The 13,324-nt window shown below is 62.6% G+C and carries 12 protein-coding genes; 8 read left to right on the top strand and 4 right to left on the bottom strand.

All coding sequences use genetic code 11. The features are described 5' to 3' along the window. Positions 1–83: 83 nt before the first annotated feature. From ABIB99_RS35945 to ABIB99_RS35935, 3 genes are all read left to right on the top strand, one after another. Positions 84–1,142, top strand: coding sequence for an HAD family hydrolase (locus tag ABIB99_RS35945; protein WP_063980537.1), 1,059 nt, complete (start codon positions 84–86; stop codon positions 1,140–1,142). Between the two features lie 402 nt (positions 1,143–1,544). Continuing rightward, on the top strand, positions 1,545–3,278 hold the full coding sequence (locus ABIB99_RS35940) for a long-chain-fatty-acid--CoA ligase (RefSeq protein ID WP_354180255.1): 1,734 nt from the start codon (positions 1,545–1,547) through the stop codon (positions 3,276–3,278). Then, entirely contained in the window at positions 3,211–3,537 is a 327-nt protein-coding gene (locus ABIB99_RS35935; protein WP_354180253.1) for a hypothetical protein, read from the top strand. Before ABIB99_RS35940 ends, ABIB99_RS35935 begins: the two co-directional genes overlap by 68 nt. A 95-nt stretch (positions 3,538–3,632) precedes the next feature. Here ABIB99_RS35935 and ABIB99_RS35930 read toward each other — a convergent pair whose 3' ends face one another. Next, a complete protein-coding gene (locus ABIB99_RS35930; RefSeq protein ID WP_354180251.1) occupies positions 3,633–4,193 on the bottom strand; it encodes a TetR/AcrR family transcriptional regulator in 561 nt (186 codons plus the stop codon). Between the two features lie 100 nt (positions 4,194–4,293). Here ABIB99_RS35930 and ABIB99_RS35925 point away from each other — a divergent pair, with 100 nt between their 5' ends. The 3 genes from ABIB99_RS35925 (at position 4,294) to ABIB99_RS35915 (ending at position 7,519) form a co-directional block, all read left to right on the top strand. Beyond that, a complete protein-coding gene (locus ABIB99_RS35925; RefSeq protein ID WP_354180249.1) occupies positions 4,294–5,703 on the top strand; it encodes an amidase in 1,410 nt (469 codons plus the stop codon). Positions 5,704–5,931: 228 nt separating this feature from the next. Continuing rightward, positions 5,932–6,897 carry a LysR family transcriptional regulator gene (locus tag ABIB99_RS35920; RefSeq protein ID WP_354180247.1) on the top strand — a complete coding sequence of 322 codons (966 nt, stop codon included), beginning with the start codon at positions 5,932–5,934 and terminating at the stop codon, positions 6,895–6,897. Between the two features lie 187 nt (positions 6,898–7,084). Further along, on the top strand, positions 7,085–7,519 hold the full coding sequence (locus ABIB99_RS35915) for a cupin domain-containing protein (RefSeq protein WP_354180245.1): 435 nt from the start codon (positions 7,085–7,087) through the stop codon (positions 7,517–7,519). 38 nt (positions 7,520–7,557) lie between these two features. On the opposite strand, the gene ABIB99_RS35910 is transcribed toward ABIB99_RS35915, so the two are convergent. After that, positions 7,558–8,508, bottom strand: coding sequence for a LysR family transcriptional regulator (locus ABIB99_RS35910; RefSeq protein ID WP_354180243.1), 951 nt, complete (start codon positions 8,506–8,508; stop codon positions 7,558–7,560). A 98-nt stretch (positions 8,509–8,606) separates the two neighbouring features. Between ABIB99_RS35910 and ABIB99_RS35905 the strand changes: the two genes are divergently transcribed. Next, entirely contained in the window at positions 8,607–9,788 is a 1,182-nt protein-coding gene (locus ABIB99_RS35905; protein ID WP_063986014.1) for an MFS transporter, read from the top strand. Between the two features lie 10 nt (positions 9,789–9,798). Continuing rightward, positions 9,799–10,833 (top strand): aldo/keto reductase, encoded by a 1,035-nt coding sequence (locus ABIB99_RS35900; RefSeq protein WP_354180241.1) that lies wholly within the window; start codon positions 9,799–9,801, stop codon positions 10,831–10,833. Positions 10,834–10,840: 7 nt separating this feature from the next. Here ABIB99_RS35900 and ABIB99_RS35895 read toward each other — a convergent pair whose 3' ends face one another. Continuing rightward, positions 10,841–12,451, bottom strand: a complete 1,611-nt coding sequence (locus ABIB99_RS35895) for an amidohydrolase family protein (RefSeq protein ID WP_063980545.1) — start codon at positions 12,449–12,451, stop codon at positions 10,841–10,843. After that, complete coding sequence (locus ABIB99_RS35890; protein ID WP_063980546.1) at positions 12,448–13,266, bottom strand: uracil-DNA glycosylase family protein; 819 nt, start codon at positions 13,264–13,266, stop codon at positions 12,448–12,450. Before ABIB99_RS35890 ends, ABIB99_RS35895 begins: the two co-directional genes overlap by 4 nt. Between the last annotated feature and the right edge of the window lie 58 nt (positions 13,267–13,324).

Raw genomic sequence — 13,324 nt, 5'->3', positions numbered from 1 at the left:
TGCAAGCCCCATCAGCAGTGCGGACCGTCGCATTTCACCGAACATGCTCACACCCGATCTATTTGAACTAGGAATAGCCGACCATGAAAGAAACTATTCTGCGCTCCGGCATCGACCGTCGCACCCTGCTCACGACGTTGGCGCTGCTTCCAGCCCTATCCGCGCCGCCCTTATCCGTCTCCGCGTTGGCCCAGACCGCTTCGAGCGGCCCATTGCCATCGTGGAATAACGGATCCGCCAAACAAGCGATCCTCGACTTCGTCCGAGACACGACAGACCGGGCAAGTCCGAAGTTCGTGCCTCCCGAGGAACGCATTGCCACTTTTGATCAGGATGGCACGCTTTGGGTGGAGCAGCCGATTTATAGCCAAATGGTGTATTGCCTCGACCGGGTCCCGGTGTTGGTCGCGCAAGAGCCGGCGCTAAAGGACGTTGAGCCATTCAAGACGGTGCTCTCGGGAAACCGGGAAGCGATAGCTGGGCTTTCGATGCGAGACCTCGAAAAGATCGTCCTTGCCACGCTCGCCGGCATAACAACTGACGAGTTCGAGGCCGAAGGAAAGAAATGGCTTTCCTCCGCGAAGGACCCACGCTGGAAGCGGCCCTATACCGAACTCGTCTACCAACCGATGCTGGAGGTGATGACCTACCTGCGGGCGAATGGCTTTAAGACCTACATTGTCACAGGCTTCGGTCAGGATTTTGTGCGTCTGTATTCACAGCAGGTCTACGGCATCCCGCCGGAGCAGGTGGTCGGGTCGGCGCTTGCCGTCAAATATGATTATGACAAGGACGGCAAGCCGGTCCTCATTAGTGAACCCAGGCTCATGCTGTATGACAGCGCTGCCGGGAAACCGGAGGGCATTCACTTGATGATTGGTCGGCGTCCGAACGCTTCATTTGGCAACTCGACTGGAGACCAGCAGATGCTGGAATATACGGGTGCCGGGGAGGGTGCGCGACTATCGATGCTTGTACTGCACGACGATGGAATACGTGAGTACGCTTATGGTCCGGCGCAGGGGCTGCCCTATACCAAGATCGGTTCCTTCACCCCCGCGCTCTACGCTGAGGCCAGGAAGAAAAACTGGACCATCATCAGCATGAAGAACGACTGGAAGAATATCTTCTCGTTCCAATAGCTGATGACCGAGTTGGCGGCGCGACGTGGCAGCGAGCGGTGCGTGCCAGTACCGGTGAAAGGGCGCCGGCGGCTCACGACATCCAGCTTCCAGAGTCTTAGCTTCATTCACAGCATCGAATCTAAATCGTGTTTGGAAGACAAATGCCCCTGTCAGTCATATGGCTCGTCACGTCCTTTGCGATCAGGCTGCTAGTCGTTCACTTCAAGCTCGCCATCCTTCTCAGGTCTCGCGCGAAGGCGCGTGTTCGGGGACCGGGCACCCAACGGCGAGAGGGCGGGCGAGTCGTCCTGGCTGATGAAGACCTCTCGCCAAATGGATACCAGTGCGGACCATCTCCTGCCCGCACGAACAGTCGCTTGCGGCTGAAGTGAAAGCGTTGAAACCGAGGGAACATTCGCCATGCTTGGCTTAATGATGCAAACTCCGTTGCTCCTGTCGTCCATTCTCATGCACGCGGCGCGCTCCTTTCCCGATGTCGAGATCGTCTCCCGAACTCCCGACAAGCCCGATCACATCACGAGCTACAGCGGCCTTCTCGAGCGCAGTTCTCGGCTCGCAAATGCATTGGACTCGATCGGCATTAAGCCAGGCGATCGCGTGGCGACCTTAGCCTGGAATAGCTATCGGCATCTGGAGCTATACTTCGGCATTTCCGGAATGGGAGCCGTTTGCCACACGATCAATCCAAGGCTGTTCGTGGACCAGATCATATACATCATCAACCACGCCGAAGATGCGATTGTATTCTTCGATCTGGCTTTTATCGATCTCGTACACTCTTTAATGCCGCAATGTCCGACTGTTGAAGCGTGGATATATCTGGGCGAGGCTGGCGACGCAAAGATCGTGGGAGCCAAAGGCTTCCCATCCTATGAAGGATTTCTCTCCGGGTGCTCGGAAGCCTATGCATGGCCGGAGTTCGACGAGAACACGGCATGCGGACTGTGCTACACGTCGGGAACGACAGGAAACCCAAAGGGTGTGCTGTATAGCCATCGCAGCGCCGTGCTGCATTCCTGCGCCGCAGCGCTCCCAGACGCTTGTCGCATTTCTCTGGATGACACGGTCGCGCTTGTCTCGCCGATGTTCCACGCAATGTCTTGGGGAATGCCGTATTGTGCAACGGCGACGGGTTCGAAGCTGGTGATGGCCGGACAAAACGTCGACGGTGAGAGCCTGCACAGGTTGTTCGAGGACCATGGGGTGACTTTCGCCGGCGGCGTGCCGACGGTCTGGCTGGGCTATGTTCGATACCTGCAAAGCGCCGGCGTGAAGCCGACGACGCTCAATCGTGCGCTGATCGGTGGCACGGCATGTCCGGCCTCCCTGATGGAAACGCTGCAGGACGAATACGGAGTAGAAGTTCTGCATGGCTGGGGCATGACGGAAACCAGCCCGCTCGCGACGATCTCGAAGCCACTGCGCAAGCACATGACCTCGTCGAGAGCTGAACGGCGGTCTCGCCAGGTCAAACAAGGACGTGCGCTTTTCGGGGTCGAGATCGGCATTCGCGATGGCAACAACAGAAAACTCCCCCACGATGGCAAGGCAGTTGGCGACCTCGTGGTTCGGGGGCCCTGGATTGCCCGCGCGTATTACAAGATGCCGGAAAGCGAGCGTGCCGATGGCTGGTTTTTCACGGGTGATGTCGTCACGATCGACAGCGACGGTTATATGCAGGTTACGGATCGCTCGAAGGACGTCATCAAGTCCGGAGGCGAATGGATATCGTCAATCGAACTCGAAAACCTGGCGATGGCCCACCCCGAAATCGTCGAAGCGGCGGTGATTGGTATTGCGCATCCAAAATGGGACGAACGCCCGCTCGTGCTTGCGGTCCGGCGCCAGGGGTCGAGGCTCGAGGCGCAAGATCTCCTGGCCTTTTACGAGGGCAAGATCGCGAAGTGGTGGATGCCGGACGATGTTCTGTTCGTCGACGAGCTTCCGCACGGGGCGACCGGAAAAGTCCTGAAGACCAAATTGCGAGAGCTTTACGGAAACCGCGATTCCGCCGCGATCAGCCAGACGGGCGACCCGCCCGCTGCCGAAGCCAACGGAGGTTCCTATGTCAGTCCGCAGCTCGTTTCTCGCAGCCGCCGTCACCTTCGCCTCACTCGGAGCCGCACACGCTAACGGCCTGCAGCCGATCGAGGGCCTGAGCATCAATCTCGGCGATGTATCCGGCGTCGCCTACTACACGGTCGAGCCCGATGGATTCCGCGTCGTCACGACTCTTGCACAGGGTGAAGCGGGAACGCCGATCCGCTTTGTGACAGTACTGGCGCCCGGTCAGCGCGTCGTTGTCTCAACGCCATACCAGGCCCCCGCGCTCGAAGTCAGCCGAAAGGGCGATGAACTGCTCGTCCGCAGGGCGAGCACGTTCTCCAATTGACTGTCAATTGGCACGCAAGCGCCGACGTGAAGAAGCCAAAGATGTCCACGATTCATCTCCACCAGCCGTTTGGGCGGCGCAGGCAGGATCGGCTTTCAAGTCGGGATCAAGCCCGATCCCCGATAGCTTTCGATCAGCGCATCGAACAATTTCAGGTCGGCGCGGCTCCGCGCCATCAGCTGCGCGCCGGCAACGGCCGCGTAGATCGCGCGCGCTTTTGCTTCACGCTTGCTGGCGGGAATTGAAGCCGCAGCGAGCATCCTGGTCAGCCATGCCACGTTGACATCGGCGAAAGCCTGCACCTCGGTTTTGACGGCGTCCGGCAGATCATCATATTCGGCTGCCATGAAGCTACAGAGGCACATGCGATTGTCCTGCTCGAGCGATCGACGAAAAAGTCCCGGATAGGCGCGGAGCGCCTTTCTTGGATCTCCGTTCGCTTTTGAAAGAGCTTCGAGGTTCGCCGCCGTATCCTCCCAGTAGCGTCTCGCCACCGCCGCACCCAGCTCGGCCTTGCCGGGGAAGTGATGATAGATGCTCGCAGCCTTGATGCCGACTTCAGCCCCGATGTCGCGGAAGTTCAACCCGCCATAGCCGTGGGCCTGCGCTGTCCTGCGCGCCGCGGCCAGGATTGCTTCCCTCGCATTTTCGCTCATCGTGATCACCTCAACGTGTCCCTACCAAATGGCAGGTAGGGATTGAAGTCCGTAAATGCGAGGGACATGTCCAGCCTACCAAATGACAGGTAGGATCGATATGACTGATGACATCGTTAGAATGGACGCCACCCGCATCTCCCAGCTCATTGCCCAACGGGAGCTTTCGCCCGTCGAGGTCATGCGGGCGCATCTCGACCGCATCGCGGCGGTCAATCCCAGGCTGAACGCGATCGTGACGCTGGCCGACGGCGCGATCGAAGGCGCCAGGACGGCCGAAGCGGCGGTGATGTCGGGCGCCCAGCTCGGCCCTCTCCATGGCGTTCCGTTCACGGTCAAGGACGGAATCGACACGGCGGGTGTGCTGACACAGCGCGGTTCGCCGATTTTCAGGGGGCGCGTGCCTGATACTGATGCCACCGTCGTGGCCAGGCTGAAGGCCGCCGGCGCCATTCTCATCGCAAAGACGAACCCGCCCGAATTTTCCTATTCGATCGAAACCGACAATCTCCTGACGGGCCAAACCAACAACCCTTGGAACCTCGACTACACGCCGGGCGGATCGAGCGGCGGTGAATCCGCTGCCATCGCGGCGGGCATGTCGCCACTCGGTGTGGGCAGCGATCTCTCGATCTCTTTGCGCGGCCCGGCAGCGCATACCGGTGTCGTCGGATTCAAGGCCACTCACGGTCGAATGCCGATGACAGGCCACTGGCCCCGGGTGCCACGTCGCTTCTGGCATATCGGTCCGATGGCACGTTCGGTTCGCGATGTGGCGCTCGCTTATTCCTTGATGGCAGGACCCGACGGCGCCGACGGCTTCTCGGTCAGCTCGCCCAGCCTCGATACAGGGCTAGGTACGAAATCGACCCGTGAGCTTCGCGTGGGCTGGATGGCCTCTCCGGGCTTCTTCGGACCCATCGATCCGGAAGTGGTCGCGACCGTGAAGGCAGCGGCACATGCGCTGCGCATTGCCGGCTACCACGTCGAACAGGTCCGGTTGCCGGTGGTGGAGCAGACCGATGCCAACAGCGTCCTCTGGCAGCTCCAGCAGATGGAATCCCGGCGCGAGTTCGAGAAGGTCACCGCCGGCCATGAGGCCGAGATCTTCAGGCACGCCAAACTGGTCCTTGATGCACCCGATACGCCGATCGCCGATTTCGTCGCCGCCGAGCAGGCCATAGAGCGCCTTCGCGACAGCTTCGCCGACTACTTCCAGCGGTACGATGTGCTGCTATGTCCGGTGACCCCGTTCCCGGCGACCAAACACGGTCTCAAGGACATCGTGGTCGATGGCGTGACGGTTTCACCCTTCCACGTGATGAGCGCGACATCACCGCTCAGCCTGACGGGAATGCCCGCGCTATCAATGCGGTTTGGAACGAGCCACGATGGCCTTCCGATCGGCGTACAACTCGTCTCCTCCTGGCTGGCGGAATCGACGGTGCTCAAGGTTGCCTCGCTCCTCGAGGAGGTGAGCCCCGTTCGCGACCTTCATCCGACTATCTGACGATGAAAGGGCGGGATTCATCCCGCCCTCTCCCCTGAGAGCATCCACCATGAACGATGAGCCGACGATATCGCGGCTTGCTCAATCAACCGACGGTCACGTTCAATTGCGTCGCAAGTCCTGGTGCGCTCCGGTCATTGTTGCCGTCCATAGGTTCGCTATCGGTTGCCGCTCCCTTCCCTCATGAAGTTCCCGCGCGCGCCGGACCATCACCGGAAGCAGGACGTCATGAAGGCACACAGCAGCGCTCTCGAAGAGGCCGAGAAGGATGATCAGAATGAACATTCAAGTCTCGCTCACACCGACGCGCAGCCGATCGACCTGAATTCCCTGCAGACATTCGTCGCTGTCGTGCGCGCCGGCGGATTTGCGGCGGCAGCCCGCGAAACCAACACGCCGAGGTCGTCCGTCAGCTTGCGCATCCGCAGCCTGGAGGCGGCGCTCGATGCGCGGCTCTTCAAGAGGTCCACGCGCGCTTTTGCCCTCACGGCCGCAGGACGAGAACTCTACCAGCGTTCGGCTGGCGCGCTTGCCCTGCTTGTCAACGCGCTCCGGGGGGTAAGCGGTGCTGACGACCCATATGCCGGCGAAATCCGCATCACGCTGCCGGCCGACTTTCCGGTCAGGATCGTGGCAGCCGCGATCGGGGATTTCAGAAACGAACACCCCAATGTGCGCTTTGAGGTGTCGCTCACGAACGACGTGCTCGATCTCATCTCCCAGGATATTGATATTGCGCTCCGCATCGGAGCGGCCAATCCTCAGGAAGCCCTGATCAAGGGCACAATCGACATGAAGTTTGGTCTTTATGCGAGCGCAGACTATGTGAGCAGTCACGGGATCCCCGTCGATATTCGCGACGCGTCGACCTTGATCGGGCCATCGAGGCGTGAATTGCTGCGCCTTCTATCCCGCTCCTTGCCGGGCGGGGCGACGTGGCCCGCCTTTCATGTCGCGGTCGACTCCTTCGCTCTTGCTCGTGAACTTGTGCTGAATCACCAGGGGATTGGTCTGCTTCCGGAAGCCCTCTGCAGAGTGGAATACGCATCGGGGCTCGTCGTGCCGATTTTGCCAGAGCAGTTCTCCGGGACAATCCGCCTGCATCTCACATATCCGTCGCGGGCCGATCTAAGCGCCAAGGTCGCGGATTTTAGCCGTGTGTTCGAGCGACACCTTGCAGCTGCGGGGCAGTGATTTCCGTTGTTGTCGTTGTTCATGCCGACAGTTTGAGGTGGACCGCTCGGGCAGCAGAACTGGTCTTCGGGGAAACTCCGATGCCAATTGGCCAGAACTACAGCCGCTGTGGCTTGCGGAAGGGGACTAATCCGCAGCCCTCCCGCATGCAATCTATCGAGCTCCGAAGTCAATGGAGCCTTGGCCAATGCAGAGCGTCATCACGACGAAGTTCGAAACGACCGAATTTGCCGGTCTCACGACGAAAATTATCAATCCGCAGGAAAGCCCGTTCACGGTGCTGGACATGACCATCAAGCCGGGCTTCGGCGCACCCGCCCACATCTCCGAGGAGGAGGACAAGCTGTTTGTCCTCCTGGAGGGCCAGGTGAAATACTTCGTGGGAGACCAGACCGAGGTCGCTGGACCCGGTTCGCGGATTCTCGTGCCGAGAGGAGTTGTTCACGGCTTCACCAATGAGGGGCCGGCCGACGCGAGACACATCCTCGTCTCCACGCCGCGTCGTCACGAGGAATTCTTCCGCGATCTGCACAGGATCCCCGAGCCGCGCGAGCAGCACATGGACATGCTGCCGACGATCGCAGCGCGCAACGGCCAACGGATAGTTGGTCCGCTCCCATGACACGATGGGCAGCACCGAACGCGCCTATCGCCGCGTCCCTAGGCCACCCTCCACCTCCCGTCCCCCGCGCGCTTCAGCGCGGGGTCGCTCACCCGCACATGCTCGGCGAGAAAATCAATGAACGCGCGCACGCGCGCGGGCAGGGGCGCGGTGTGGCCGACATAGACGGCGTGGATGTCTTCGCGGTCGCCGGGATTGTAGCTTTGCAGCACCGGAACGAGACGGCCCGATTCGATGTCGGGGCCGATGTGGAAAAGGGCGAGGCGGGCGAGGCCGACGCCTCCGAGGGCGAGGCGGCGGGCGATTTCGCCGTCGCTGGCGCGGGCGGCCGGTGGCGGCATGGCTTCCTCGGTGTGGTCGCCGCGCCGGAATGGCCAGCCGCCGCGGATGCGCGGAAAGGTCCAGCCGATGCCGCGGTGCTCGGTGAGATCTGCCGGCGTCTTCGGCGTGCCGAAGCGCGCCAGATAGTTTGGGGTGCCGACGACGACCATGCGGCTGGTGCCGAGCTTTCGCGCGACCAGGCGTGAAGCTTTCAGCGGCCCGACGCGGATGGCAATATCGGCCCGTTCCTGCATCAGGTCGATCAGCGTGTCGGTCAGCACGAGGTCGAGTGTGATCTCGGGATGCCGTTCCAGGAAGCGGGGAATCAGCGGTAGGACGTGCAGCATGCCGAAAGGGATGTTGCAGTTGACCGTGAGGTGGCCGCGCGGCGCCGCGCCTGAAGCCGCCTCGCGCTCAGCTTCCTCCATCTCTCCGAGGATGCGCACGGTGCGCTGGTAGAAGGCCTGGCCCTCCTCCGTCAGCGTCAGCTTGCGCGTGGTGCGGTTGATCAGCCGCGAGCCGAGGCGCGTCTCCAGCCGCGAGATCAGCTTGCTGACGCCCGACGGCGTCAGGCGCAGGTTTCGCGCGGCCTGGGTGAATCCGCCGAGTTCGACGACGCGGACGAAAACCTCCATCTCGGCGGAGCGGTTGGTGTCGAAACGGGCCATGTTGAATTCACGTCACAAATGATTGGATTGCGGACATCCTAATGGTTTTGCTGCGCTGCGGCTATCTGCGTGGCTCGTCCCTCGCATTGGAGCCACGCATGCCTCCCGCCGTCCTCGCCCTCACCGCCGGTGCCTTCGGCATCGGCACCACCGAGTTCATCATCATGGGCCTGTTGCTCCAGGTCGCCGCCGACATGCACGTCTCCGTGCCGGTCGCGGGGCTGCTGATCTCCGGCTATGCGCTCGGCGTCTTCGTCGGCGCGCCTGTCCTGACGCTGGCGACGCGGCGGATGCCGCGGAAAACCGTTCTTCTCGCCCTGATGGCGATCTTCACGCTCGGCAATGCCGCTTGCGCGCTGGCGCCGAACTACGAATGGCTGATGGCGGCGCGGGTGCTGACCTCGCTCGCCCACGGCACCTTCTTCGGCGTCGGGTCGGTCGTTGCGACCAGCCTCGTCGCGGAGGACAAGCGCGCGTCGGCGATTGCGACCATGTTCATCGGCCTGACGGTCGCGACGCTCCTGGGCGTGCCCTTCGGCGCCTGGTTCGGCCTGATGCTCGGCTGGCGCGCGGCATTCTGGGCGGTGACGGTGATCGGCGTGATCGCCTTCGCAGTGGTGGCCACATTCGTGCCCGGCGATGTCGGCAATGGCGACAAGCCGATCTCGCTCTCCGAGGAGGTCGCGGTGCTCGGCCGTCCGCAGGTGCTGCTCGGCCTTGCCATGACCGTGTTCGGCTTTGCCGGCCTGTTCGTCGTCTTTACCTATATCCAGCCGATCCTGACGCGCTTCACCGGTTTTTCGGAAGCCGCGGTGTCGCCGATCCTGCTGGTGTTCGGTACAGGTCTCGCAATCGGCAACGTCGCCGGCGGCAAGCTCGCCGATCGCGGCCTCGCGCGTGCCCTGATCGGCACGCTCGCTGCGCTCGCCATCGTGCTGCTTGGCCTTGCCGCCGTGCTGTCGGTCAAGATCGCAGCCATTGCGCTGATCCTGCTGCTCGGCATTGCGGCCTTTGCGACCGTCGCGCCGCTCCAGCTTCGCGTGCTGGAGGCGGCGGGGCCAAGCGGCCGCACGCTCGCCTCCAGCCTCAACATCGCCGCCTTCAATCTCGGCAACGCGCTCGGCGCCTGGGCAGGCGGCGTCACCATCGACCGCGGGCTCAGTCTCTCCGCGCTGCCGCTGGTCGCGGCCGGCATCACGGCTGTCGGTCTCGTGCTCGCGCTATGGAGCCTTCAGCTTGATCGAACGCAGTCCGCAGTCGCGGCGTGCCCGGCGGAATAGGAGAATGATCATGGAATATCGCAATCTCGGTGCCTCCGGCCTCAGGGTACCCGTCCTCAGCTTCGGCACCGGCACGTTTGGCGGCCAAGGCCCGCTATTCTCGGCCTGGGGCCGCAGCGGCGCCGACGAAGCGCGCAGGCTGGTCGATATCTGCCTCGAGGCCGGCGTCAACCTGTTCGACAGCGCCGATGTCTATTCGAACGGCGCATCCGAGGAAATCCTCGGCGCCGCGATCAGGGGACGCCGCGACAAGGTGCTGATCTCCACCAAGATGAGCCTGCCGATGGGCGATGGTCCGCTCGATGCCGGCTCTTCGCGATATCGTCTGGTCGCCTCGGTCGAAGCAGCGCTGCGGCGGCTCGGCACCGATTACCTCGATCTGCTCCAGCTCCATGCCTTCGATGCGTTCACGCCGATCGAGGAGGTGCTGTCCACGCTCGATACGCTCGTACGCGCCGGCAAGCTCCGCTATGTCGGTGTCTCCAATTTCGCCGGCTGGCAGCTGATGAAGTCGCTCTCCATCGCTGACCGGCACGGCTGGCCGCGCCATGTCGCACATCAGGTCTATTACTCGCTGCTCGGCCGCGACTACGAATGGGAGCTGATGCCGCTCGCACGCGACCAGGGCGTCGGCGCGCTGGTCTGGAGCCCGCTCGGCTGGGGCCGGCTCACCGGCAAGATCCGGCGCGGAAAGCCGCTCCCTGCGAGCAGCCGTCTGCACGCCACTGCGCAGTTCGGCCCGCCCGTGGATGATGAGCGTCTCTATGCCATCGTCGACGTGCTTGAGACGATCGCCGCGGAGACCGGCCGCACCGTGCCGCAAATCGCTATCGCCTGGCTGCTGTCGCGTCCGACCGTATCCTCGGTGATCATCGGCGCCCGCGACGAAGCGCAGTTGCGCGACAATCTCGGCGCGGTTGGCTGGTCGCTCAGCGCTGCGCAGATCGCGCGTCTCGACGAGGTCAGCGCCGTGATGCCGCCTTATCCCTACTACCCCTATCGCATCCAGGAAGGCTTTGCGCGCCTTAACCCACCGCTGGTGTGACGGAGAACTAGTAAAAGGCCGCGATCGCGGTCGCGATTCCCGCTGGAAGATTCGGCTCGTTCTTCAGCGTGTCCAGAAACGCGGGATCGCCTGATACCGTGAGGCCATCCAGCTTGATCGGGTGCAGCGGCTCGGCCGCTGCCGCGACCGCCGCCAAATCCGGACCGGTCCTGACGCCGTTATATTCCAGCCGCGGGCGGAGCTGGACGTTGTTGCCGAACTGCTCGTCGAGCGCGAGACGCCATCCGGTGCGTGACACCGCTCCGCGGGCGATCGCATCACTCATGGCGAGGCTGTGCGGTTGCAAGGTGCCGAGATTGCCGAGCGCGGCACGGAGGCGGCTCGTCGCCTCCGCCAGCGTGATCCTCTCGATCCCGGGATCCTGGTCGGGCGAGGTGAAGTCGATCACTCGCGCGCTGCTGCCGATCTTGAGCGCCTCGCCGATTCCGCCTGCCTTTTGCATGACCGTCTTCGTCCCATAACGGGCTCGTCCGCCGATGGTGACCAGGACGATGTCCTGCTCGCGCGATTTGATCAGATGAGCGTAGGGATCGCCGGTGACTCCCTTCACGACCAGAAGGTCGGCGAACTTGCCATTGGCAATCGTTCCCAGCTTCGTATCCCACTTGAGGATCGCGGCCGGATTGCGCGTCGCCATCGAGACGATGTCGTAGTCGCTGAAGCCGAGATTGAAATGCGCGGACACGACCTTGGCCGCCTTCAGCTCGCCGAGCAGGTTCTTGCTGCCGGACGGCGACCAGTCAGAACCGAGCGCAATGGTGAGGCCGGCCGTGCGCGCAGCAACGACATTGGTCGTCTTTCCGTAGAGCAGGAGATTGCTCAGGGGCGACCAGACGACCTTGGCATGGTTTTCGGCCATCGTTCCGAAGTCGGTCGCATCGAGTGCCGTGCAATGAATGCCGGCGAGTGACGGCTCGATCGCCCAATCTCCCTCGGAATTGCGCAAGGCGAGGAAGTGGCTATGCGCCTTGGTGTCGATGCCTTCGCTGAGATGCAGCAGGAAGCACGATGACGATTTCAACTCGTTGTCGAACTTCGCCCAATCCTCGGCATCGATGTCGGGAATCTTCGAGTGTGCCCGCGGCAGATCGGGCGGGCTGCCGATCTCGGCGGCGCGCAACGCGCCCTTGTAATATTTGTGGATCGTGCCGCTCCAGTTCGACAGCGTGATCCCCTGGCTCGTCGTGGTCCCTGCGACCATGCACTTGGCTTCGACATAGCGGACCAGGGCCGGCAGCAGCGAGCCGTCGTCGGCGAGCGCGATCGCGCTCATGGGGCCGGTGACCGACGTCTTGTACGATTTGGCATTCTGCCATTGGTCGCGATTGCCGTAGGGCTGCGGCACGCGCCAGAGCGGCAGGATGTTGTAGCTCAGGTGATTATGCAGCTCGATCAGGCCAGGATAGATGGTGCCGCCGGTCGCCACTGCAACGACGGCCTCGAAGCCTGCCGGGGCCGGCTGTCCCTTGGGTACGATCGCCGCGATGCGATTGTCCTCGATGAAGATCGTCCCGCTCTTGATGACGTCGCCCTCGGTGGTCATCGTCACGATCCGCCCGCTCAGGGCCCATCGTTTCGGGTTGGCAGCCGGGCTCATGGGATCACTCCGTCGGGGATGGTGATCGTGATCGTGCGCCGCTTGGTGGCCGCGTCGGCGCCCTGGCGCACGGCCCATGGCGTGTCTCCGCGCATCCAGGCCGGCAGTCCGGCGGGAAGATCCTTTGCGATGATGTCGAAGAGCTCGGTCGGCTTGAAGGCGTCGCCGTACGGCACGAGCGTCGTCGGCACGTCGGGATGCTGGAGCCCAGGCGCGAGAGCCGCGAGCGCGGCATTCCACTTGGTCAGCATGATCTTCGTGTTCGCGGCCCGCGTCGCGTTATCGTGGGCCGAGCTTTCCGGCCAGGTCGGGTGCGTGATATGCTGATAGGCGAGGGTCTTGTAGGCCTCGCCGTCGGGCGTCTTGAGCCAAGACTTCCACGCCTCGTCGGCGAGGCCGCCGAGTGAGACAACGGCTTCGATATTGCCCGGCGCAAGGACGGCCTTGAACCATTTGTTGCGATACTCGACGATGCCCGGCTCGTTCTTGTGCTTGTTGCCGCCGCTCTGCCCGTAGACGCTGTACAGGAAGGTGTTCACCATCACGTAGCTCCGCGTGATGCCGAGCTTGGCGAGAAAGCCCTGAGTGCGGCGCCCCGCGGTGCCGACCAGAATTCTGCGCACGATCGTCTCGTGCTGGGCGGGATCCTGACCGACGACGAGCACACGCGCCGATCCGTCGAGCCGGCCGCGGTGAAAGATCGGCCCCCATTCAATCCGGAAATCGTCGGGATCGTAGGTTTCAGCGCCCGGATAGTCGGCGCACAGATCGCGGAAGGGTTGCTGGTCGTATCCGCTGTCGAATTCCACGAGCATGGCAAATGCTCCGATGCGTCGCTGTCAGAATAGCTACGTCAAAAACCTAATCGCCATG

It is taken from the genome of Bradyrhizobium sp. LA6.1 (assembly GCF_040547805.1).
GTDB lineage: Bacteria > Pseudomonadota > Alphaproteobacteria > Rhizobiales > Xanthobacteraceae > Bradyrhizobium > Bradyrhizobium barranii.
The sequence above is the reverse complement of the archived record's forward strand: the minus strand, read 5'-3'. Positions and strand labels throughout refer to the sequence as shown.

Bases quoted from the DNA above. Each gene is read 5' to 3' on its own strand.
- ABIB99_RS35915 (WP_354180245.1), top strand. From the start codon at position 7,085: ATGCAGAGCGTCATCACGACGAAGTTCGAAACGACCGAATTTGCCGGT.
- ABIB99_RS35925 (WP_354180249.1), top strand. From the start codon at position 4,294: ATGACTGATGACATCGTTAGAATGGACGCCACCCGCATCTCCCAGCTC.
- ABIB99_RS35935 (WP_354180253.1), top strand. From the start codon at position 3,211: ATGTCAGTCCGCAGCTCGTTTCTCGCAGCCGCCGTCACCTTCGCCTCA.
- ABIB99_RS35930 (WP_354180251.1), bottom strand. From the start codon at position 4,193: ATGAGCGAAAATGCGAGGGAAGCAATCCTGGCCGCGGCGCGCAGGACA.
- ABIB99_RS35910 (WP_354180243.1), bottom strand. From the start codon at position 8,508: ATGGCCCGTTTCGACACCAACCGCTCCGCCGAGATGGAGGTTTTCGTC.
- ABIB99_RS35895 (WP_063980545.1), bottom strand. From the start codon at position 12,451: ATGAGCCCGGCTGCCAACCCGAAACGATGGGCCCTGAGCGGGCGGATC.
- ABIB99_RS35890 (WP_063980546.1), bottom strand. From the start codon at position 13,266: ATGCTCGTGGAATTCGACAGCGGATACGACCAGCAACCCTTCCGCGAT.
- ABIB99_RS35940 (WP_354180255.1), top strand. From the start codon at position 1,545: ATGCTTGGCTTAATGATGCAAACTCCGTTGCTCCTGTCGTCCATTCTC.
- ABIB99_RS35900 (WP_354180241.1), top strand. From the start codon at position 9,799: ATGGAATATCGCAATCTCGGTGCCTCCGGCCTCAGGGTACCCGTCCTC.
- ABIB99_RS35920 (WP_354180247.1), top strand. From the start codon at position 5,932: ATGAAGGCACACAGCAGCGCTCTCGAAGAGGCCGAGAAGGATGATCAG.
- ABIB99_RS35905 (WP_063986014.1), top strand. From the start codon at position 8,607: ATGCCTCCCGCCGTCCTCGCCCTCACCGCCGGTGCCTTCGGCATCGGC.
- ABIB99_RS35945 (WP_063980537.1), top strand. From the start codon at position 84: ATGAAAGAAACTATTCTGCGCTCCGGCATCGACCGTCGCACCCTGCTC.